Here is a 20,822-nt window from a genome sequence, read left to right as displayed (position 1 = left end):
CTCCAGCTTCTTTGACGTTGGCCGTTTGCACCGGCGCACCTCGGTGGGACCGAAATGCTGCACAACATCTCCTTGCCTAAACTGCTTGAACGGCGAGACCTCCTTGGGGCATTCGCCTTCGCGGTCGCAGCAATCTCCGGCAAGCTTTCTGCAACGAGGTTCATGGGCGAGGTATTCCCTCCGTGGCTTCTTGAAGTGCGGCTATGGACCACCATCGTGGCCGTAATTCTCCTGCTCCCGTTCGCGCGCTTGATCGACTGGAATCGCTGGAATAGCTTCTCTTTCTGCGGTGTTTTCGTCCTGATTGTCTATCTGATCCTACGCGCACCATTCGGCGCCGCCGACCTCACGGCCCGGAAAGTTGTCGACCTGATCTATCTGATCATTCTCTGCTACTTGGCTGTAATCGTCGCTTCGGATGCAGCCAGATACAAGATTTGCGGCGCGACGGTTTTGATCGTCAGCGGAGCCCTCTTTCTGCTTGCTCTGACGGGCGTCGCAGCGAACCCGGAATTGAATGGGTTGGGTTGGGCCGCAGTCGGAGGTCCTTTGACATTTTACCGGCTCGAATTCCTGGGTTTCAGTTGTGCTTTGTGGATGATTTTGCACAACAAATGCCATCTAGCTTTCGGAAGTATGCTCCTTGGCGTTTTTCTGTTTGCGACTTTGGCCTCGCTGTCGAAGGCTGCTTATGGAGCGGCCGCGATTGCTATTCTGGTGCTGACGGCAGGACTGATCGCACAACGTAATTGGCGCACCCTCACGATGCTTGTGACGATCTCCATTTTTGTTTTTCTCGGTTGGCATGAATTTCTGGCAAGCAAATTCTACATGCGCGCCAATACTGCGTTCGCCTCCCAGCAAACCGCTCCAACCGAAAGTGATCTCGCACAAATAGAAAAGCGCTATCAATTGGTAGTTCCTTCAAACAAGACCAAGAGCGCCCTTCATGAGCCTGGGATCACAGAATCCGAAAAAGGAGCCGCTGCAGGCCACTTTCTTGCTCCTGGTTTCAGTTTCTCGACTGAATTTCGCTGGTGTGTCTTGGACGATCAGAACGGCGGCGAGAAAGCCAGAGTGACTTGCCATGAGAGGACATTGATCGACCAATCTCAGCGCCTGTTCTTCCTATTTAAGGCCCTAGAGCAGCCCACACTGTTCGGTCACGGAATCGCGAACTTTCGTGTGCTAGCGCTGAATCCCGGCGCGGGGTACAGGCTTGAGCAGTACAACTACCCGCACAACATCATCCTTGAACTACTCTACGATTCTGGAATCGTGGGTGTCGGTCTTCTTGTCGTTGCGCTAGTTTTCGCGCTTGCAGGGTTCTTTCGGTTTGTCGGGCGCGAGCCCGCCTTGCTTGCCATCGGGGGTTTTGGATTGTTTATGTTCATTTCTGCCTTGGCAGGCGGCGATTTCTACGATTTTCGGCTGTTCTGGTTGGTTGCATTGATGTGGAGTACATACGCTGGCGCTTGGAGTCAGGATGCACTGCTGATGCAGGCTACGAATAAAGAACATCTCGCCAGACAGCCGCTTTAGGCAGAGACGATATGAGTTCCAATCAATCCTCGCTTGCCGCAAGCGTTGCGCGTATCGACCACAAGACGCGCCCACTTGACCAGCGCTGCATAATCGACGTCGTCGTGATCAGTGGCGATCAGCACCGCATCATATGAATCGATTTCCGGACCGAACGCGATAGATTTCCTGTTGGCCAGGTCTCCGTGTTCTCGCGTCGGAGGAATAATCCGAACATGGGGGTCATAGAACTCGACAGTTGCTCCGCGCGCTTCAAGTAACTCGATCAAGACGAGAGATGGGCTCTCCCGGATGTCATCGATATTCTTCTTGTAAGCCAGCCCCAGCACTAGAATGCGCGAGCCATTCAACCCCTTCCGGAACTCACGATCGAGCGCGATCGCCAGCTCGCTGATAACGTGGCTAGGCATGTTGGAATTGATTTCGCCGGCCAGTTCGATAAACCGCGTCGCGATTCCGAACTCTCGAGCTTTCCAGGTGAGATAGAAAGGGTCGATCGGGATGCAGTGACCGCCGAGACCCGGGCCGGGATAGAATGGCATGAAGCCAAACGGCTTGGTCTTGGCCGCTTCGATCACTTCCCAGATGTCGATTCCCATTTTTTTGTATATTATCTTCAGCTCATTTACGAGGGCAATATTGACGGCGCGGAAAATGTTCTCGGTAATCTTTACCGCTTCAGCGGTTGCAGCTGACGATACTGGAACTGTCTTCGCAATGAAGCCGTCGTAAAGGGCGACCGCCAGTTCGCGTGCGAGTAGATCATCGCTCCCAATGACTTTTGGAATCCGAGTGGTGCTGAAATCCGGATTGCCGGGGTCCTCGCGCTCGGGAGAAAATGCTAGAAAGAAATCGACACCGTTGCGGAGTCCGCTTTTTTCGAGGATGGGCTGCAACACCTCACGAGTTGTCCCGGGAAACGTTGTCGATTCCAGAACTACCAACTGGCCTGCACGCAAATTCGCGGAAACCACAGCCGCCGTGGACTCTACAAACGACAGATCAGGCTCGAGATGCGCCGTCAAAGGAGTCGGAACGCAGATGAGGATGGCGTCGGCTTCGCGTAGGCGGGAAAAGTTTGATGTTGCTTGGAAACGGCCGCTCTGGTTGGCCAACGCGATCTTGCTGGCTTCGATGTGTTTGATATAGCTTTGTCCATTTGCCAGTAGCTCCGGCTTTTCAGGATCAATGTCAAAGCCAATCACGCGCGAACCAGATTCGGCTATAGCGATGCAGAGCGGAAGGCCGACGTAACCAAGCCCTATAACGCCGACAATGGCCTTCCGGCTGCGAAATCTGCCCACGAGATTATCAACTGACATGTTCAGCTTTCTTTCGTATGTAAGTGCCGCTAGGTACACACTAAGGGCTTGGCCAAGAACATAAATCGTCTGTGGAATAGCCTATAAAGCCATCGGACGATGGGACGCAACATCCTTCTGAGGGGACGCCGTAGCGGCAATGTGCTCAAGATGCAGGCAAAAGCTGTCGTAGATTCTTTCAGGATCGAAGAGTTCTTTGTAAACCTCTAGCGCCTTCTGTTTTTTCATCCCGAAGGAAAGACGGTCGGCCGATATAAGCTGCAAGCACTTGGCGACCGAAGTCTCATCGCCCTCACTGTAGAAGTACCCCAAACCGCGCATCTCCAACAGCGAACGGACCAGCCCCGTTAGACCGGTCATGATCGGCAGCCCTGCACCGAGGTACTCACCCACCTTGTTAGGATAATGCACGACAAAATCTGCCGTCGAAAAATAGGGTACGATACCATAGTGGCACCGCCGCAGTAGGACATGGATTTCGGCGGCTGTTCTCCAGCCTGCGAAAAGGATGTGCTTTTCGTTCCGGCCCAATCTGCGCAATTCCTCGTCCTGATCCCCCTTACCGCAAATGACGAGTTTCGCCCTTTGCTTTTCGGCCACCGGAAGCTGGACCGCCCCCTGTACCAAAGTTTTCAGGTCCAGCCGATGACTTAGTGTCCCGGCGAAACATCCAATGATATGGTCACTGCTGGATGCAATGCCCATCTCATCCCAGAACCGTTCTGCATCGCGGATATCCGACTTCGCCGGCGGAGTTGGATTGATTGCTAGGTGAAAGGCTCGATCGAGGGGGCCGCGCCGACGACTGCCTCGCTGCAACGCCCAATCCACGAAGCCATCAGTCACACCGAGAACCGCAGTCGCATTCCGAACGGTATAGCGAAGCGAACGGTTCCAATAGGCCAAAGCCGGAATCGCCGCAAGGCGGGTAAGGCCGGACGTGTGATCGGCGATGATGTCCGGCCACATATCTCTGAAGTCGATAGCGATAGGAATATTTTGCGATACGGCAAACCGAACAGCGGCTTCGGCCAGTTCGATTGGAGGATATCCGCAAAGAATGATGTCAGGACACGGCAGCGTCGGCGCAAGGCGAGCGAATTCGCGAGCATTCTGAATTTGACTTACGATACGACCGAATGAGACATTCTTTGCGTAGAGTCGACCGTACAGCAGCACTAACTTGTAACCTTCCGGTCTGTCCGCAATCGACGTTGTCGAAGCGCGTTGCTCCTTTCTCTGGTGATTGACCGTGGAATTCCACCATGTCACTTCGTGCCCACGGAGAGCCAATCGTTCCGCCATAATACCGGTTCTCAGGAGACGCGGCTTACCGGCATCCGAGGGTATTTCCTCTCCTGTGTTGACTAACCATATTCGCATGTAAAATCACCTACGGAGGATTGCTAAATTCGCGGTGTCGGTCGCCGCGACCGGAAGATCGTTGCTACAAGGAACCCTAATGTAAGTTTTGGCCATCAACGTAATTCGACGGCCGATGCAAATCTATTTGAGGATCGGCTTCCAGAGAATATGAGTTTCATCTTCGTATTCTGTGTGGCTCTCCACTACCTCCGTATAGGCGGACGGAAAGTTCAGGCCCAGGGCTCTCATGACCGTGTCGGGAATCGACCGATGGCCCTTTGGAGCTGTTAATACCCATGCGCCACTGAGTTGATCGCGCGGCACAGTTTCAAGCGCCCGTCTCGTGAATTCTTCACTGTTAGGATAACCACCCAACAGCCAAGCGGAGCCGATCGGCAATCCGTCTAAAACGAATATTGTAGTGGGAGCGGTTCCCGTCAGGTCGATGATCGGTGTCAACCTTTCAAAGCCCGCCGCAATCGCTGCCTTTTCAATTCGTTGGAAATAGCTAGCGGAGGCGGGGTCGAGACAGATCGGGAGACTTGAATGTCTGATAGAAACGCACTCACTTTGCTCCCACAGCGGATGCATCAAACGATAGGGGTGCGATGCCGCGCCGACCAGTGCCGCAAACGTGGCGAAAACGTATCCCACCCCTATCCATTCGACGAGTCGAGCATACGTAGTCGGAAACAGAGCGATTGCTATTAGGAATGCAGCTCCGATCCAGAACACCGAAGCAAGCCCGCTCATTAGATCAATCGCGTTTCCGCTTCCAAATCCGAAGGCGATCGGAATCCAACAAAGCAGCAGCGCCGTCCAGCACGCTGCCGCTCTGGCGTCATCATAGAGGGATCGGCCGATTAAAGCTAGCAGCGAACTGGCCAAAATCACCATCGCTAGAACAGACGATAAGCCCTGCCAGACAAGCATCGAAATTAGAAAAAGAACGGTGATGAAAGCGAGATTAGCCTTCGATGTTCGAAGGATGTAGGCCGCCAGAACCGCGATGACCGTAGTCAAAGGTATTAGGCGCGCGACCGATCGATTACCCTCGTCAGCAGCAATTGTTACTCCGATGCAGATGGAGACTGCAATGAGAGCAAGCGCGACGAACAGATGGACGAATGGCCCCGCTTTGTTCATGCCTCCCAATTGAACGACCACAACAGCAATTGCGGTCGCACCGAGAAAGAAAGCCCAGTCGAAATACGAAAACGTGTACCAAAACTGATCCTTGACCGAAGGCAAGAACGGAGGCCTCAACAGACTAATTAGGTCAAAACCCAGGCCGTAGCGCGCGATCAAACCTTGGAAAGACCCGCCAATCACGTGCGCGATCGCCGCGCTGAAAATGAAGGTCAGGAAGGCCGCCCACATCACCGACACAAAAGCTTCGCGCCGCTTATGAACAGCCAGAAAAATCATGGCGAACAGCGCCATTGGGAAGACAGTCGAAGGCCTTGCCATCCAGATCGCAATCGCGCCGAAGCTGGTTAAGGCAGCACTCGACAACATGCGAGGGCTATAACTGCGGCCAGCAGCGCCGACGCTAAACAACAAACCGGACGCGAACAACAGGCATCCTGCAAAATTCAGGAGATTGTATCCAGGCGAAGGCAGCCACCAGCTGTAAAAAAAAAGCGCGACGATCGACAGAAAAAACAGAGCAGACACCGGCAGATTCGGGCCCTTGGGTAGCAACCTGTACGCATAAGATCCGACGCCGCAACCGAAAACAAAGCCAGATCCCAAGACCATCACGCCCGCGACTAAGCGCCACGCGACGATGTCGTCTGGAAAAATTAGCGCGAGAGGATGAAAGAAAAACCCGGTCGCAGTGAGAAAAAAAGTGTATTCCCAGGGATGCTTGGTCCAGTTCAGGTAAAAACCTTCGTCGGTCAGATCAAGCCCCCGCATTAGCAATGCTGCAAAGAGGACGAGAGTCAGTGCTGCAAAGATACATCCAGCAATGCGCCACCAGTTCCAGGCCCGCTGTACTTTGATGATATCTGACTTCGAACCCACGCAGCATCCTTGTCGCAATTGGCTCCGCCACGGCCGGCGACAGCAATCTGGGCTCTGATTAGGCCGGAATGCAACAAATTGCAAAATGTTCCACACGGCAGGATTTTATGGTATCCGGGGCAACTTACTCCGAACGCATCAGTCGAAGCGACGGCAGCTTACGAAACAGTGAAATTGAACGTGTTGCGATTGATAGGTACGGCAGACAGCCAACGGAATGCCCGACTAGCAAAGGTGCGTGGAGCACTCTGCTGTCCTGCATGTCGCGCGGATCTCCTCGACTTCCCTTCTTTCCTGCGCTGCTCTTCATGCTCCGCAGAGTATCCCGTCAGGGACGGAAAAATTTACTTCATCGAGGTTCCCAATGCGACCGACGAACTTGACAGCGTCAAGTACCGGCTCAAGAAGGCCCTTGGGAAGGCCTACTACTCTGTGGGCATTGCAGTGTTCGCGCCGACGTTTCCGTTCAACTATCGGGCCGCCGTTCTGCGGTTCGTAGAGCCGGACAAACAGCTCGTCATCGATATCGGAGCCGGCAATCACCGTATAGATCAGCGGATCGTTACTATCGATCTGTTCGATTACGTAGCGACGGACATTGTCTGCGATCTGAGCAGCCTGCCGTTCCGGGATGAATCCGTCGACGCTTTCATATCGAGGTCCGTTCTTGAGCACGTCCCCCGACTGACGCAGATTTGCAAGAATCTTGCGCGAGCGACGCGCAAGAACGGTTTGGCCGCGCACCTGATCCCTTTCATGTTTCCGTTTCACGCATCCCCACATGATTATCAGCGGCTCACCCATATCGGCGCCGCCACTCTCTTTCCAGGTTTTGAGCTGCTTGAGCAACGTAACGCAACGGGACCCTTTACCCTACTTACTCTGCTATTGACCGAACTTTTTGCCGTGATTTTCTCGCTCGGCAACGAGCGCCCAAAGGCTTTTCTTTACCTCACTTTCTGTTTGATCTTTTTTCCAATTAAGTTTCTGGATTTTCCGTTCGTCGGACGACCGTCCATGCTGGGAATTGCGCCGACAATTTTCACCGTGACACGCAAGACAAGAAGTCAAACGCCATGCCCCCTGTGACGACGGTGCGAGAGCACACTCAAACCGCGGAGACGCCGCTTGCGGATCTGATCTTCAACTATGCGAGACAAGATGCAGATGCACCGCGCGGTCGCAATCTCACTTCGCACCTCCGGCGGCTGGAAGCGGAGTCGATCGAGATCATGCGCGAAGTCATTGCCGAAATGGCCAACCCTGTCTTCCTGTATTCCATCGGCAAGGACTCGACGGTGATGCTTCACCTCGCTCGAAAAGCCTTCTTCCCGGACAAGCCGCCGTTTCCCTTTCTTCATATCGCAACGACCTGGGACTTTCAGGACATGATTACATTCCGCGATCTAATAGCGATCGCGCTTGGTATCGAACTGAGGGTCCATACCAACGAAGATGGCTTGCGACGCGGCATAAATCCCATCGCTTCCGGTGCAAGCACGCATGCGCAGGTCATGTGCACGGAAGGTTTGCGCCAAGCCTTTGACAAGTGGAAGTTCGACGCTGCCTTCGGCGGCGCCCGCCGCGACGAAGAAAAAAGCCGCGCCAAGGAACGGGTATTTTCGTTCCGCAACACTTCTCATGCGTGGGATCCCCGCAACCAACGTCCCGAACTCTGGAATCTATACAATACGAGACTTAAGGATGGGGAATCGCTCAGGATTTTTCCCTTGTCAAACTGGACCGAGCTGGATGTCTGGACTTACATCAAGCTGGAAAAAATCCCGGTTGTACCGCTATACTTCTCCCGCGTAAGACCCATACTCCATCGCTCGGGCGCTCTCATCATGCGAGACGACGAACGCATGCCCTTAAATTTAGGCGAAACGCCTGACATGATGCCCGTTCGATTTCGGACTCTTGGATGCTATCCGCTCACTGGCGCAATGGAATCGCGAGCTGTGAACGTCGACGAGATCATTTTGGAAATGCAGACCTCGGCGATGTCGGAGCGTCAAGGACGCCTGATCGACTATGATGAGGCAGCATCGATGGAACGGAAGAAGCGAGAGGGGTACTTCTGATTACCGGGCCTTCCAACGAGACATTCGATCGCGAACCGACGCGCGAAGGCGGACTGCTCCGCCTTCTGACCTGCGGATCGGTCGATGACGGCAAATCGACCCTGATCGGCCGCCTTCTTCTCGATTCGCAATCGATCTTTCAGGATCAGTTGTCCGCCGTCGAGCGAGACTCGGCCCGCCATGGAACGAATGGAGAGGACGTCGATCTCGCGCTGCTTCTCGATGGCCTCGAAGCGGAGCGTGAACAGGGCATCACGATCGACGTCGCCTACCGGTTTTTCACGACCCGAAACCGCAGCTTCATTGTCGCGGATACGCCGGGGCACGAACAATATACGCGCAATATGGCGACCGGCGCCTCGACCGCCGATCTTGCGATCATTTTGGTCGATGCCCGCAAAGGCCTCCTCACCCAGACAAAACGGCACAGTTTCATCTGCGCACTGCTCGGCATCCGGCACGTCGTTCTCGCCGTCAACAAGATGGACCTCGTCGGCTATTCGCAAGAGGCATTCGACCGGATCGTCGAAGCCTATCGTACGTTCGCCCAGCCCCTGGAGTTTCGCTCGGTCGCGGCGATTCCGATATCCGGCCGTTTCGGCGTGAATGTCGTCAGCCGTTCGCCGTTGACCCGATGGTATGAAGGTCCCACCCTCGTGGACCATCTTGAACATGTCGATGTCTCCGCGCATGCCGACGTCCAGCCGTTCCGGTTTCCGGTCCAGCTTGTAAGCCGCCCGCATTCGGATTTCCGCGGCTATGCCGGCACCGTGGCGAGCGGATCGGTGAGCCGTGGCGACGACGTCGTCGTGGCGAGATCGGGACGCAAAACCGTCGTCTCAAAGATCGTCACGTTCGACGGCGAACGTGAGCAGGCCAAGGCAGGCGACTCGGTCACGCTCGTGCTTGGCGACGAAATCGATATCGCGCGCGGGGACGTTTTGGTCGACCCTCAGAACAGGCCAGCAGTCGCTGATCAATTCGCGTGCAAGCTGATCTGGATGGATGACAATCCGATGCTGCCGGGACGATCCTATCTCCTGAAATCCGGCACCCAAAAGATTCCGGCGCGGATCACGACGCTGAAGCATCAGGTCGATGTCAACACGCTCGACCAGAGGGCCGCCCGGACGTTGAGCCTCAACGAAATCGGAATCTGCAATATCGCGACATCGGCGCCGCTGGTCTTTGATCCCTACGCGGACAACCGGCGCACGGGATCATTCATCCTGATCGACCGGTTCACCAACACCACGGCCGGCGCCGGCATGATATCTTTTCCGCTTCGCCGCGCCACCAACATTCACCATCATGATCACCTGATCAGCAAGACGCAACATGCGGCGCTGAAACAGCAAAAACCCACCATCCTTTGGTTCACGGGATTGTCGGGTTCCGGCAAATCCACGATCGCCAATCAGCTCGAGAAGACGCTTCACGATCGCGGCTATCACACGTTCCTTCTCGACGGCGACAACATCCGTCACGGCCTCAACCGCGACCTCGGGTTCACCGACGCCGACCGCGTTGAAAACATCCGACGCGTCGGAGAGGTCGCCAAGCTTCTGCTGAACGCCGGGCTGATCGTCATTTGCTGCTTCATTTCACCGTTCCGGGCCGAGCGGGACAGCTTGCGCGAGTTGGTCGGCGCAGACGAATTCCTTGAGATATTCGTCGATACGCCGCTCGAGGAATGCATCCGGCGCGACCCGAAAGGGCTCTACGCGGCGGCCCTTGCCGGCAAGATCAAGAACTTTACGGGTGTCGATTCGCCCTACGAACCTCCGGAAAAGCCGGACATTCACATCAGGGATACTGAGGAAGCGACCGATGCCGCCTCTCGCGTCGCAGCATGGCTGCTCCCCCGGATCAAGAGCGTCTAGTCCACAACTATGCCCTTCCGGCCATGGACTTGGTCCGGGATGAAAGTTAAGCAGAGGTTCATTCCAGAGGCCAGCAGGCACATTCCGTACGGTTCGAGATGACCAGCGAGAGACCACGTCCAGCGCGGCTGACCTTGATTACTCCGGTATTCAATGAATCGCCGAATATCGAAGCGTGCGCCGAGGCGGTCAACCGGGTGATCTTCGCCGATCGCGACATCGACGGCCGCGTGATTTTCGTCGACGATGGATCATCCGACGACAGTTGGGCCAGGATCGAAGCGCTGGCCCGGACATCACCTCGTTTTTCCGGGGTTCGACTGTCGCGGAATTTCGGCGCCCATTACGCACTGACGGCTGGCTTCGATCATGTCGAGCCGGATCAGGACATTGTGGCCACGCTGGCTTGCGACCTGCAGGATTCCCCCGAAACAGTTCTCGATTTCATCCGGGAATGGCGCAACGGCGCCGACATCGTCTGGGGCGCACGCCGCGAACGGGCCGATAGCTGGCCGCGCAAAACCGCGTCGCATATCCTGAACTACGTGCTAAAGCGCTATGCGATGCCGAAGAACTCGAGGTTCAGAACCGGCAGCTTCCTCCTGTTGGATCGCACCGCGTTCGACTGCTTTCTGCTATATCGTGAACATAACCGCGTCACGTTCGCGCTCGTCGCCTGGACGGGTTTCAATCAGGCGACAGTTCCTTACGATCGGAAAGCGCGCGTCCACGGCACCACGCGATGGTCGTTCGGTCAGATGCTGAACACGGCCTACGACGTCTTTATCGGCTTCTCGCCAGTTCCTGCGAAGTTCGTCGCGATGCTCGGCTTCAGCGTCTTCACTGGCAGCATACTGTTCCTGCTCTATCTCTTGATAAGCTGGTCGATCACCGACGTGGAACCCGGCTGGACCGGAATCATGACCATGATGACCGTGCTGTTCGGATTGCTGTTCATGATGGTCGGCATGCTTGCCGAATATCTCTATCGCATCTTCATCGAGACAAAGAAGCGCCCGCTCTATTTCGTTTCGAAGCGAACCAAGCCGTCACCGATAAGGCCGGCAGGCGATGTCTGAGACCTCGCTGACCAAGGTACGGCTAAGCGGCCAGGACCTACCGGCGGCGGCGTCCTGGGCCGACGGGCTCGATATCATGTTGCCGGCCCAGATGGCCGCGCTGATCGGCCATGGCCACGTCGACTGGAGCGACTTCACCGTGCAGGCGCAAGCGCAGGCCAGCGCGGTGCACCTCCGGGAACGTAATGCCTACCTGTCGAGGCCGCCGGCATCGGCACGGCTGCCGGTGAACTATCGAACTATTCCGGGGCCACTCCGCCGCGCCATCGGGCGCGGCATCGGACGGATGCAGCGCTATCGGCAATCCCGGTGGGCCAGTTTCCCGGGCTGGCCGGTGGACCTTTCGGCGGATGCCGCGGCAGATCTCGGTGGCGTGCCGTTTCCAAGGCCGGCGCGAACGCCGGTTCTGCTCACCCACGACATCGATAGCGCGGAAGGACTGACCAATCTGGTCAAATGGTTCCTGCCGATCGAAGAAGCCAGCGGCGCACACTCGGCTAACTATATCGTGCCCTGCGCCTGGCCGATCGACAGACGCCTAACCTCGGAGATTGACAGTCGCGGTCATGAAATCGGCATTCATGGCTACGATCATTCGAACCGGACGCCCTTCGCGCCTGCGGCAGAACGGCACGCGCGCCTCGCAGCCGGTGCACAGGTCGGAGCTGAATTCAAAACAGCCGGGTATCGCGCCCCATCGCTGGTGCGCACGAAGGTCATGATCGAGGAGCTTGCGTCGCACTATCGCTATGACAGCAGCATTCCGACGTCCGGCGGGCTGTTTCCGGTTCCCAACAACGGGTGCGCCAGCGCCCGTCCCTGGAAGATCGGCACTATGTGGGAGCTTCCGCTCTCGATGCCGCGCGACGGCAGCTTGCAATTCCTTGGCTATAGCCCTGCCCGGATCCTGTCGACATGGATCAGAGCCGCTCACCTGATCGCCAGCAGCGGCGGCATCGTATGCCTCCTGACGCACTGCGAGCGCGGCTTTTCCGGAAATTCGCCGATGCTCAAGATGTATCGGGACTTCATCGAGACAGTCGCGGCCGATGACAGCTTCGAATTCCTGCGGCCGATCGATCTCGTCGAACGCCTGGATCGGCAATCCGCGTGACCGGCGAAGCGGGCCGACCGTTTGAAAAGGCGGCCTTCTCCGGGCGCAAGGATAGCATTCGCCTGTTCCTCGATGCCGCGCTTGCGCGCATGCCTGAGAGCGACGCGCTTCGCGTTCTGGATCTCGGGTGCGGGGCCGGCGATCTCCTTCTCGCGGTTCGCCGATACAGACCCCGCGCATCCCTGACCGGCGTCGATATCTCGCCTCTCAACATCCAGGCCGCTGTTGCGCGCGCCAAAGCCGACCCCTACGGCCTTGAGAGTGTAACATTCGAGGCTGCTGATTATTTACGAGCTCAGTTCGAAACGTTCGGCGTCATCCTGGCGGAAAGTGTGCTCCACCTCATCGCCGATGATCATGATGGGCTTGCCGCCAAGCTTGCGGCGGATCTGGCTCCGGGCGGCCTCCTTATCGCAACAATGCCGCAGGATAATTTGACGAACCGGATACTGATCGGTCAGCGACGTCTGTGGCGGGCGATGCCGCCGGCCGCCGACTCCCTTGCCGTCAAAATCGCTCGGACAATCCATCCGACTGAGCCCGCGCATATCATCGCGGAACGCGTTCGTTATCTGCGGATCATCCCTGAACGTCTGCACGGACCGCAATGGATTAGGCAAATGCAAATGGCAGGCCTCGATCTGGTGGAAGATTCAAACTGGCCGCGGGCAACAATCCTCAAGCCAATCCATCGCCTGCTGGTTTTCAAGCGACAGATGTCGGCAGGTGAAAACTAAACCGTCGGCACCGAACACACGCGCCGCGATCGCGACCTCAATCGGCGAAAAACGAGAGGACTTCGAGAACCCGTTCCACGTCCGCATTCGTCATGCCGGGGAAAATCGGCAACTGCAGCGACGACGAAGCCACGGCTTCTGTATGGGGCAGCTTGGCATTCATATGACGATAGGGTTCTTCAAGGTGCGAGGCCATTACACCACGACGCGTCGCCACGCCATGCCGATAGAAGTGCTCCATTAGCGCATTTCTCGTCGATAACTGGCCGTCGCGCACCCTGACCTGGAACGATTGCCAGTTGGGCGTGACATGCTGCGGTACGGTCGGCGCGACGACGACCGCGTGATTCTTCAAACCATCGAGGTACGCCTGTGCAATCGCACGGCGGCGCGCAAGAAAGGCATCGAGTTTCCCGATCTGCGCGACTCCGACCGCAGCCTGAATGTCCGTAATGCGAAAATTATAGCCGATCTCCGGATAGGATTCGAACGTGGTCGGCGAACTCGCATGCCGCTGATAATCGCTGAGCGACATCCCCTGATGGCGCAAGCGGCGCAATTTCGCCGAGAGCTCGCCATCTTTGGTGACAATCATGCCACCCTCGCCAGTCGTAATCACTTTTCGGGCATGAAGGCTGAAAACCGAATGCGGCGCCTGCGAGCCGACCGGTGCCCCGCGGAATTTGCTCCCGAACGAACAGGCGGCGTCCTGAATAAGGATAAGGTTGTTGGCCGCCGCGAGCGCCTGGAAGCGGTCGATATCGCAAGGCAAACCTAGCTGATCGACCGGCAGAATGGCATGCGTCTTTGGCGTGATCTTCCGCTCAGCGTCATCCGGATCGATATTGAATGTCACCGGATCAATATCCGCGAAAACGGGCGTGGCGCCCGCGTGCACGATGACGTTGACGGAGGCGATAAACGTCAGAGAAGGTACGATGACCTCATCGCCTGGACCGACTCCCAGCGCCTTCAGCAACAGAAATGCTCCTGTCGTCCACGACGAAACCCCGACAGCAGCTTCGGCGCCGCAGGCTTCGGCAAACCGGTTCTCGAACTCGGCCAGCCTGGGTCCGCCAACCACCCATCGGCTACGGATCGCCTGCGCCGCAGCCTCTTCTTCCTCGAGGCCGAAGCAAGGCTGGCTGAATGCAACGTCAGGAGACGACGACATCGACATCGCCTTCCATCACCCAGTTTTCGATCTTTTCTTCCAACAGATCCTTCGGATCGATCGTTCCGCGAACCCAATCGATGTAATCGCGCACCCCCTCGCGAAGCTCGATTTCGGCACGATAGCCGAGCAAGGTCTTTGCCTTTACGGTGTCGGCGTGCAGATAAGCTACATCGCCCGGGCGGTCGCCACGATATTCAATCGTTAGATCATTTCGCGAGAGAGCCGTCAGGACTTCCCGGGCTAGGTCACTCACCGTGACCGGCATCCCGCGGGCGATGTTGACGCGGTGGCCGATGACGGCATCCGTTTCGCCAGCAAGCCTGATCCCACGGGCGATTTCGGTCACATAGGTAAAGTCGCGCGCGTTGGTGCCATCGCCGAATACAACCGGGCGAAGCCCGTTCAGAACTCGTCCGACGAAGCGCGGCAATACCTCGGCACGAACCCCAGTCTGGTACGCCCGGGGGCCATATGCATTGAAGGGCCGCACAACGGTCGTAGGCAGCCCGTAGGTTCTCAGGTAAGCTTCGGTGTACAACTCGCCCGCCAGCTTCGACGCGCCGTAAGCCGTCATCGGGCAGCAGACTGTGAGGTCTTCGTGCAGCTCCGCGCGTGACGCATTGCCATACACCTCCGAGCTGGAGCAATACACGAAGCGACCGATGCGGCGGCGTCGCGCTTCCTCCAAAAGGGTGATCGTTCCGGTCGCATTCACATCGTGAGATTCCATTGGGCGCGTGAGAGACCGGCGCACACATTGAGTCGCAAGATGATAGACTATCTCGCAGTTCTCGAACGCATCCGCCACCGCCCGGGGATCTGTCACCGACCCGCTCAGGATGCGAACGTCACCATTTCCGTTCGCCTCAACGAGGTTGCTTTCAGAGCCGACAGAGAAATCGTCCAGAACGGTTACTGGTCTTCCCTGTTCGATAAGCTGATCGACCAGGTGACTACCAATGAATCCGGCGCCGCCGGTTACGAGAATTCGCGCCGTCATCGCGGCTCTTCCCGCTGCGACCGCACGCGCTTCAAATTGCTGTCCAGGCGCGCCTGGGCCAATTCCAGGGTCCGCACGATCTTCAATCCTTCGCTCCCATCCATGATGGACGATGCCTTGCCCTTAATGACGTCGGCAAAGTGCTGGGTGACGCCAATGAGCGCCTCCATCTTCCGCAGCCGCGGTGAATGGATATCGCCGATCCGGTATTGCGGAATGATCATCGAGCGCTGCTCTTCAGGCTGAAAATGGATGCCGGAACTGTAGATCTTGATCTTCTGGTCTTCGTCAAGATCGTCCCACACGAGCATCTTGTCGGTTCCGCCAATCGTGAAGCGGCGGATCTTGACCGGGGACATCCAGCTCAGATTCAGATGCGCAATGCAGTTCTTCCGGAAATGCAATGTGAGATACGCCATATCCGGCGCATCCTGATTCACGTGGCAATAGCCCGAGGCCTCGACGTCAATCAGTTCGTCATCGATTAGATGATTAATGATCGAAAGATCGTGCGGCGCCAGATCCCAGAGGCAGTTCACGTCCGGCTGGAACAGACCGAGGTTCACGCGCAACGAATCGAAGTAGCAGACTTTACCGAGCGCTGAACGCGCAACCAGTTCCTTGATCATCTGGACTGCGCCGGTGAACAGAAACGTGTGGTCGACCATCAGAACGAGAGAATTCCGCTTGGCCCGCTCGACGAGATCGCGAGCCTCATCCGACGTTGCACACATCGGCTTCTCAACCAGCACATGTTTTCCAGCATCGAGCGCACGGCGCGCGATGTCGTAGTGACTTGCGACAGGAGTCGCTATGACCACTGCATCAACCTCAGGAAGGGCGATGAGCGTTTCAGGGTCGTGGAATGTGCGGATATCGGGAGATGAGGCCGAGATGCGATCGCGGGTCTCGAGCTTTTTATCGGCAACTCCGATGACGCGGCAATCCGTATTGCTGCGAAAATTTCGAAGCAGGTTTGGTCCCCAGTAGCCATAGCCCACCAATCCAATTCCGATAGTCATTGTGCCGCCATCCACCTCAGCGCGCGATGCGCAGATCCCGCATATATATCAGACAAACTGTTCGCTACGGGCCTGCCGGCGGCCACAGGGCTGTCAGGTTAGCTAGCTAAACTCCCCAACCGGAGACATCAACGCCGGTCAGATCGTGAAAATCCCGGATTTCAGGAGCGAAATGCTCACGAAGCCGCTCCGCGGTTCGGGGATCGATGGGCTTATCGGCTTCCGTCGCGTTGACGCGACCTGTCTGCAGAACGGACCACGGCAGTTGTTCCAACCCTGCAAATGCCTGGATACCAGCAACGAAGCGCTCCGGACTGCTGAGGATATCTTCAAAAATGAAAAACCCGATGCGCTCGCGGCCCAAGGCGTCGATCCAGGCTCTCGCAAAGCGCCCATATCGCCCGCGCGTGGTGTAGTCGAACGGCCGTGCGGCTTCCCTTCCTGGTGGCAGCGGACTGGGCCGCTTGCCCTCGAGATTCAATGCTTCCTCGAAGTCCAGCGTCTCAAGACCATTCTTTCGCGACCAGAGCCAGTTGGAATAAGCACGATCGACGGGATTACGCAGCAAGATGATCAGCTTGGTTTTTGGCAACAATCGCGCGAACCGCACCCGCGCATCTTCATTCTCAAAATAGTTGGTGGTCTTCTCGATCTTCACCGAGTTCGGCGCGGAATTGGCGAAATAGTTATCGTACCTTTTTAGAATCCCGGCATCGCCATCCAGATGCCCCGTCAGCAGAACTTTCGGCTCCGGGGCGATCGGCTTCGCCAGATGCACCCGGGGATGCTTGTCGAGGACTTCGCACAGGAACGTCGTGCCCGAACGCGGCGCTCCGCCAATGACGACGTCGGGCAAAATCGGCATATAAAATCATCTCCTGCGGATCGCGGCCGCCCGCGTTCCGGATCAACGATAGAACGTCGCGACGGTCTTGACGACGTAATCAAGCTGCTCATCCGTCATTCCGACAAACAACGGCAACGAAAGACCTTCGTCTGCCCACCTGTCGGACACGGGATAGGCTGTACCGGGTTTCACATAGGCCGACATAGCGGGCTGTCGGTGCAATGGCACCGGATAATGCAGGCCCGTCTCGATCCCGGATTTCGACAGCGCGTCACGGAGCAAACTTCGCGACGGCGTGCGCACGACGAAAAGATGCCAGCAGTGCGTCTGATGCCGAACAAACGGGATTTCGAGCGGGAGCCCCTCAAGCTTTGCAATATACTGATTGGCGAGTTCGGTCCGCCGCTTCGTCCAGGCGGACAACAGCGGCAGCTTGTGCGTCAGAACGACGGCTTGCAGCCCGTCCATCCGATAGTTGAACCCGAGTTCCGCATGTACATATCGATCGGTCTGCGCATGATTGCGCAAGGAGCGTAAGCGGCCCGCGTATCTATCATCTGAGGTCACGATCAATCCGGCTTCGCCCGCGGCCCCGAGATTCTTGCCCGGATAGAAGCTGATGCAACCCAATTCCCCCAGCGAGCCAGTCGAACGCCCGTTCCAGGTTGCTCCGATCGACTGCGCGGCGTCTTCGATTACCTTCAGGTCGTAGTCAAGGGCGAAGCTGAGAACCGCATCCATGTTCGCCGGCTGACCGTATAGATGGACAGGAACAACGGCGCGCGTCCGCGGAGTTACAAGTCGACGGGCGACCTCGACGTCGATTGTTCCGGTCTCGTCATCGACATCGCAGAAGACGGGGATTGCGCCAATGTACAGGATACCCCAGGCGCTGCCGATAAACGTGTGAGCAGGCAGCAGGACCTCATCGCCGCTCCTTACGCCGGCGGAGAGAAGCGCGAGATGAAGCGCCGACGTTCCGGAATTGACGCCGATCGCGTGCGGAACCCCCAGCCATTCCGCGATCTGACGCTCGAAGGCTTCGACGAACGGGCCCGACGAGAACTGGCTGCTGGCAAACACCCGGTCAAAATCAGACCTGACGCCCTCTTCGATATGACGCCACTGCCATGTCAAATCGTTGAAAGGTACTTTCACAAGTTATCCAGTATGGCTAGCGTATATTGCGCTTATCGCGGATATCGCCGATCACCCGCGCAGGGTTTCCAGCCACGATGGCGAATGGCGGGACATCATTCGTCACGACGGAGCCGGCGCCGATCAATGAAGAGGCCCCGATTCTGACAGGCAGGATGACAGCCCCGCTGCCGATTGACGCGCGGAGCTCCACCGAGGTGCGTGACATCACCCACTCGTCCGTTATTCGCCGCCCGCACTCGTCTGTAGCACGGGGCAGAAGATCATTGGTGAACACAACGCCATGACCGACGAAAACCTCATGCCCGATGTCGACGCCTTCACAAACGAAAGAATGAGACTGAATCTTGCAGAGACGGCCGATCACCGCCCCCGCTTGAATTTCGACGAAGGGACCAATGAACGTGTCGTCTCCTATGCAACATCCATAGAGATTTACTAGATCTGGTAAAGGAATCCGCGTCCTTTCTCCCAGTTGAACATTGGCAGCAATGGGCAAGCGACCGCTCCTTCTTCGGCCTTCAAATGCCAAGTTCGCTAAGCCCGGTCAACCAAATACAACTGTCGCGTTCAGATATCCGTCGGGCTTGATGGGTACGTTCTCTTTTCGTTCCAGTTGCAATAGTCCTAAGATTGTGAGGTTCTGAACTTAGATTGGGCAAGTCGATGAAGCGGCACGTTCTGTTTTTATGCACTGGGAACTATTATCGAAGCCGCTTTGCGGAAGAGGTGTTCAATCACTGCGCCAAGCTAAATGGCTTGGATTGGATCGCATACTCGCGCGGCCTAGCACTGGAAAGGGGCGCCTCGAACGTAGGTCCCCTGTCCCCGCATACCCAAGGTGCGCTCAAGGACCGCGGCATCCTTCCTCGGGGTAAGGATCGCCTCCCCAAAGCATGCACAATAGACGACCTGCATCGTGCGCACATGGTTGTGGCGCTGGATGAGACCGAACATCGCGAGTTGGTTCATGCACGGTTTCCGGAGTGGGAGAGTCGCGTCAACTACTGGAACATTCACGATGTAGATCTCAGCGAACCAGTGAATGCCCTCGCATTGATTGATCTCGAAATCGCGCAGCTCATCGACCGTCTCCAGGGTGGACTCACCTCATAACACTGCCTTAAGCGTCTCAAACTCTTCAACACCTACTTGGACCTTAATTTGTTGAGCCTGACACAAAAAACGCAGTCTTTGAATCGACTAGGGCGCGATTGGAACTGCATTTCAAACCGATCTAGGATCGTAGATTATCTTACAATCTTGATGGCGGCGTCCCTGCCTTGGTCGACAACGATCTTTGGCATCTTTACGACACTTTGGCTGATCGCGGTCGCCACCGTAATCGACATGTCTCATTTTTTGAAGCACCTCCGCCGTCCCGCCTGCTGGCTCCCAATCTCATTGTGTAGCCTTGCAGTGGTCGGGATGTCATGGGCCGACGCTCCGTGGGAGGCGCGGTTTCATGCTACAGGATCAATGACGAAGCTAGTGGCTATTCCGCTCCTTATTTATCACTTCGAGCGCTCGGAAGGCGGAATGAAAGTGCTCCTCGCCTTTCTCGCCTCGTGTACAGTTCTGCTTGCGCTGTCATGGCTTAACTGGTTCGAGCCACGGACCATCCTCCTGTCGGTTAGAACGGTTGGTGTTCCCGTCAAGAACTGGATCACGCAGGGCGTCGAATTCACGCTTTGCATTTTCGGTGCCACCGCTCTGGCCGCGACGATGTGGAGGGATCGTCGACCGTATCTCGCGCTTGGCTTCCTCGCTTTGGCGCTCGCGTTTCTGCTTAATCTCGCTTTTGTGGCATCATCCCGAACTTCGCTGATTTCGCTTCCTATCTTGCTGTTGATTTCGACCGTCAGATATTTGGACTGGCGTCGCGCCCTCCTCCTGTACCTAGCGGCTTTTGCCGTTGCGATACTCACCTGGTGCCTTGCCTCGAATCTTCGGTTGCGCATCGAAAGTCTCCAGCAGCAATACACATCAACAAACGGCCAACCGACCTCCGTAGGTATACGATTGCTGTATTGGTCCAAGGCGCTGACGTTCATCCGCACTGCCCCACTGGCTGGTCACGGCACGGGCTCTATACGCACGATGTTCGAGCGCGATGCAGCTGGAAAGACGGTAGTCGACGAGCAGATCGTCGCGAATCCGCATAACCAGAGTCTCTATTTCGGCATCGAGTGGGGCCTGATTGGAGTGGTCCTGCTGTACTGGATGTGGATCGTGCACTTTATGACGTTCACAGGAGCGCGCTGGATCTCCTGGCTCGGAATGATCGTGGTGAGCCAAAATATCTTCGACTCGCTCTTCAATTCGCACATTTCGGACTACGTGGAGGGCTGGATCTACGTGCTTGGAGTGGGCACTGCCGGTGGTATGATTTCGAAGCTCAGCAAACCACACCCGGATGCCGTTTCCGCCAAGTGATGGATGATCAGTAACTCCAATCCCATCG

Annotated in this window: 18 protein-coding genes; 9 read left to right on the top strand and 9 right to left on the bottom strand. The window is 56.6% G+C overall.

The window, feature by feature from the left end:
- Window positions 1-54 precede the first annotated feature (54 nt).
- A complete protein-coding gene (locus ACVIN2_RS34565) occupies window positions 55-1,542 on the top strand; it encodes an O-antigen ligase family protein (RefSeq protein ID WP_456769036.1) in 1,488 nt (495 codons plus the stop codon).
- On the opposite strand, the gene ACVIN2_RS34560 is transcribed toward ACVIN2_RS34565, so the two are convergent.
- The 3 genes from ACVIN2_RS34560 to ACVIN2_RS34550 all read right to left on the bottom strand — a co-directional run bounded on the left by ACVIN2_RS34560 (window position 1,539) and on the right by ACVIN2_RS34550 (window position 6,257).
- On the bottom strand, window positions 1,539-2,864 hold the full coding sequence (locus ACVIN2_RS34560) for a nucleotide sugar dehydrogenase (RefSeq protein ID WP_051448511.1): 1,326 nt from the start codon (window positions 2,862-2,864) through the stop codon (window positions 1,539-1,541). The two genes, ACVIN2_RS34565 and ACVIN2_RS34560, sit on opposite strands and share 4 nt — an antisense overlap.
- Before the next feature lie 81 nt (window positions 2,865-2,945).
- The gene (locus tag ACVIN2_RS34555; protein WP_456769035.1) at window positions 2,946-4,169 is read right to left on the bottom strand and encodes a glycosyltransferase; all 1,224 of its coding nucleotides are present in this window, start codon (window positions 4,167-4,169) and stop codon (window positions 2,946-2,948) included.
- Between the two features lie 201 nt (window positions 4,170-4,370).
- The gene (locus ACVIN2_RS34550; RefSeq protein ID WP_456769034.1) at window positions 4,371-6,257 is read right to left on the bottom strand and encodes a hypothetical protein; all 1,887 of its coding nucleotides are present in this window, start codon (window positions 6,255-6,257) and stop codon (window positions 4,371-4,373) included.
- A gap of 78 nt (window positions 6,258-6,335) precedes the next feature.
- On the opposite strand from ACVIN2_RS34550, the gene ACVIN2_RS34545 reads away from it, so the two are divergent.
- The 6 genes from ACVIN2_RS34545 (at window position 6,336) to ACVIN2_RS34520 (ending at window position 13,154) form a co-directional block, all read left to right on the top strand.
- Window positions 6,336-7,346, top strand: coding sequence for a methyltransferase domain-containing protein (locus ACVIN2_RS34545; protein WP_456769033.1), 1,011 nt, complete (start codon window positions 6,336-6,338; stop codon window positions 7,344-7,346).
- 143 nt (window positions 7,347-7,489) lie between these two features.
- Window positions 7,490-8,341 carry a sulfate adenylyltransferase subunit CysD gene (cysD, locus tag ACVIN2_RS34540; RefSeq protein ID WP_456769855.1) on the top strand — a complete coding sequence of 284 codons (852 nt, stop codon included), beginning with the start codon at window positions 7,490-7,492 and terminating at the stop codon, window positions 8,339-8,341.
- Window positions 8,338-10,224, top strand: a complete 1,887-nt coding sequence (cysN, locus tag ACVIN2_RS34535) for a sulfate adenylyltransferase subunit CysN (RefSeq protein ID WP_156948990.1) — start codon at window positions 8,338-8,340, stop codon at window positions 10,222-10,224. The genes cysD and cysN overlap by 4 nt, the downstream gene beginning before the upstream one ends.
- Before the next feature lie 98 nt (window positions 10,225-10,322).
- Window positions 10,323-11,303: a glycosyltransferase family 2 protein gene (locus ACVIN2_RS34530; RefSeq protein ID WP_027519053.1), complete on the top strand. Its 981-nt coding sequence runs from the start codon at window positions 10,323-10,325 to the stop codon at window positions 11,301-11,303.
- A 91-nt stretch (window positions 11,304-11,394) separates the two neighbouring features.
- The gene (locus tag ACVIN2_RS34525) at window positions 11,395-12,417 is read left to right on the top strand and encodes a hypothetical protein (protein ID WP_456769032.1); all 1,023 of its coding nucleotides are present in this window, start codon (window positions 11,395-11,397) and stop codon (window positions 12,415-12,417) included.
- Window positions 12,414-13,154 (top strand): class I SAM-dependent methyltransferase, encoded by a 741-nt coding sequence (locus tag ACVIN2_RS34520; RefSeq protein ID WP_456769031.1) that lies wholly within the window; start codon window positions 12,414-12,416, stop codon window positions 13,152-13,154. Before ACVIN2_RS34525 ends, ACVIN2_RS34520 begins: the two co-directional genes overlap by 4 nt.
- A 37-nt stretch (window positions 13,155-13,191) precedes the next feature.
- On the opposite strand, the gene ACVIN2_RS34515 is transcribed toward ACVIN2_RS34520, so the two are convergent.
- From ACVIN2_RS34515 to ACVIN2_RS34490, 6 genes are all read right to left on the bottom strand, one after another.
- The gene (locus ACVIN2_RS34515; protein WP_456769030.1) at window positions 13,192-14,334 is read right to left on the bottom strand and encodes a DegT/DnrJ/EryC1/StrS family aminotransferase; all 1,143 of its coding nucleotides are present in this window, start codon (window positions 14,332-14,334) and stop codon (window positions 13,192-13,194) included.
- Window positions 14,312-15,331: an NAD-dependent epimerase/dehydratase family protein gene (locus tag ACVIN2_RS34510; protein WP_027519057.1), complete on the bottom strand. Its 1,020-nt coding sequence runs from the start codon at window positions 15,329-15,331 to the stop codon at window positions 14,312-14,314. Before ACVIN2_RS34510 ends, ACVIN2_RS34515 begins: the two co-directional genes overlap by 23 nt.
- Window positions 15,328-16,353 (bottom strand): Gfo/Idh/MocA family protein, encoded by a 1,026-nt coding sequence (locus tag ACVIN2_RS34505; protein WP_456769029.1) that lies wholly within the window; start codon window positions 16,351-16,353, stop codon window positions 15,328-15,330. Before ACVIN2_RS34505 ends, ACVIN2_RS34510 begins: the two co-directional genes overlap by 4 nt.
- Before the next feature lie 106 nt (window positions 16,354-16,459).
- Complete coding sequence (locus ACVIN2_RS34500; protein WP_456769028.1) at window positions 16,460-17,218, bottom strand: sulfotransferase family protein; 759 nt, start codon at window positions 17,216-17,218, stop codon at window positions 16,460-16,462.
- A 42-nt stretch (window positions 17,219-17,260) separates the two neighbouring features.
- Window positions 17,261-18,358 carry a DegT/DnrJ/EryC1/StrS family aminotransferase gene (locus ACVIN2_RS34495; RefSeq protein WP_456769027.1) on the bottom strand — a complete coding sequence of 366 codons (1,098 nt, stop codon included), beginning with the start codon at window positions 18,356-18,358 and terminating at the stop codon, window positions 17,261-17,263.
- A 16-nt stretch (window positions 18,359-18,374) separates the two neighbouring features.
- Complete coding sequence (locus tag ACVIN2_RS34490) at window positions 18,375-18,857, bottom strand: acyltransferase (protein ID WP_027519060.1); 483 nt, start codon at window positions 18,855-18,857, stop codon at window positions 18,375-18,377.
- A gap of 167 nt (window positions 18,858-19,024) precedes the next feature.
- Here ACVIN2_RS34490 and ACVIN2_RS34485 point away from each other — a divergent pair, with 167 nt between their 5' ends.
- A complete protein-coding gene (locus ACVIN2_RS34485; RefSeq protein WP_456769026.1) occupies window positions 19,025-19,474 on the top strand; it encodes an arsenate-mycothiol transferase ArsC in 450 nt (149 codons plus the stop codon).
- A 363-nt stretch (window positions 19,475-19,837) separates the two neighbouring features.
- A complete protein-coding gene (locus ACVIN2_RS34480; protein WP_456769025.1) occupies window positions 19,838-20,794 on the top strand; it encodes an O-antigen ligase family protein in 957 nt (318 codons plus the stop codon).
- Window positions 20,795-20,822: the final 28 nt, after the last annotated feature.

This window comes from Bradyrhizobium sp. USDA 3650 (assembly GCF_054057395.1).
Note: the sequence above shows the minus strand (reverse complement) of the source record. Positions and strands in the feature narration are given on the sequence as shown.

Coding starts and splice junctions, on each gene's coding strand:
- ACVIN2_RS34565 (WP_456769036.1), top strand. CDS start 55: ATGCTGCACAACATCTCCTTGCCTAAACTGCTTGAACGGCGAGACCTC.
- ACVIN2_RS34560 (WP_051448511.1), bottom strand. CDS start 2,864: ATGTCAGTTGATAATCTCGTGGGCAGATTTCGCAGCCGGAAGGCCATT.
- ACVIN2_RS34555 (WP_456769035.1), bottom strand. CDS start 4,169: ATGGCGGAACGATTGGCTCTCCGTGGGCACGAAGTGACATGGTGGAAT.
- cysD (WP_456769855.1), top strand. CDS start 7,490: ATGCGCGAAGTCATTGCCGAAATGGCCAACCCTGTCTTCCTGTATTCC.
- ACVIN2_RS34530 (WP_027519053.1), top strand. CDS start 10,323: ATGACCAGCGAGAGACCACGTCCAGCGCGGCTGACCTTGATTACTCCG.
- ACVIN2_RS34525 (WP_456769032.1), top strand. CDS start 11,395: ATGGCCGCGCTGATCGGCCATGGCCACGTCGACTGGAGCGACTTCACC.
- ACVIN2_RS34515 (WP_456769030.1), bottom strand. CDS start 14,334: ATGTCGATGTCGTCGTCTCCTGACGTTGCATTCAGCCAGCCTTGCTTC.
- ACVIN2_RS34510 (WP_027519057.1), bottom strand. CDS start 15,331: ATGACGGCGCGAATTCTCGTAACCGGCGGCGCCGGATTCATTGGTAGT.
- ACVIN2_RS34505 (WP_456769029.1), bottom strand. CDS start 16,353: ATGACTATCGGAATTGGATTGGTGGGCTATGGCTACTGGGGACCAAAC.
- ACVIN2_RS34500 (WP_456769028.1), bottom strand. CDS start 17,218: ATGCCGATTTTGCCCGACGTCGTCATTGGCGGAGCGCCGCGTTCGGGC.
- ACVIN2_RS34485 (WP_456769026.1), top strand. CDS start 19,025: ATGAAGCGGCACGTTCTGTTTTTATGCACTGGGAACTATTATCGAAGC.
- ACVIN2_RS34480 (WP_456769025.1), top strand. CDS start 19,838: ATGACGAAGCTAGTGGCTATTCCGCTCCTTATTTATCACTTCGAGCGC.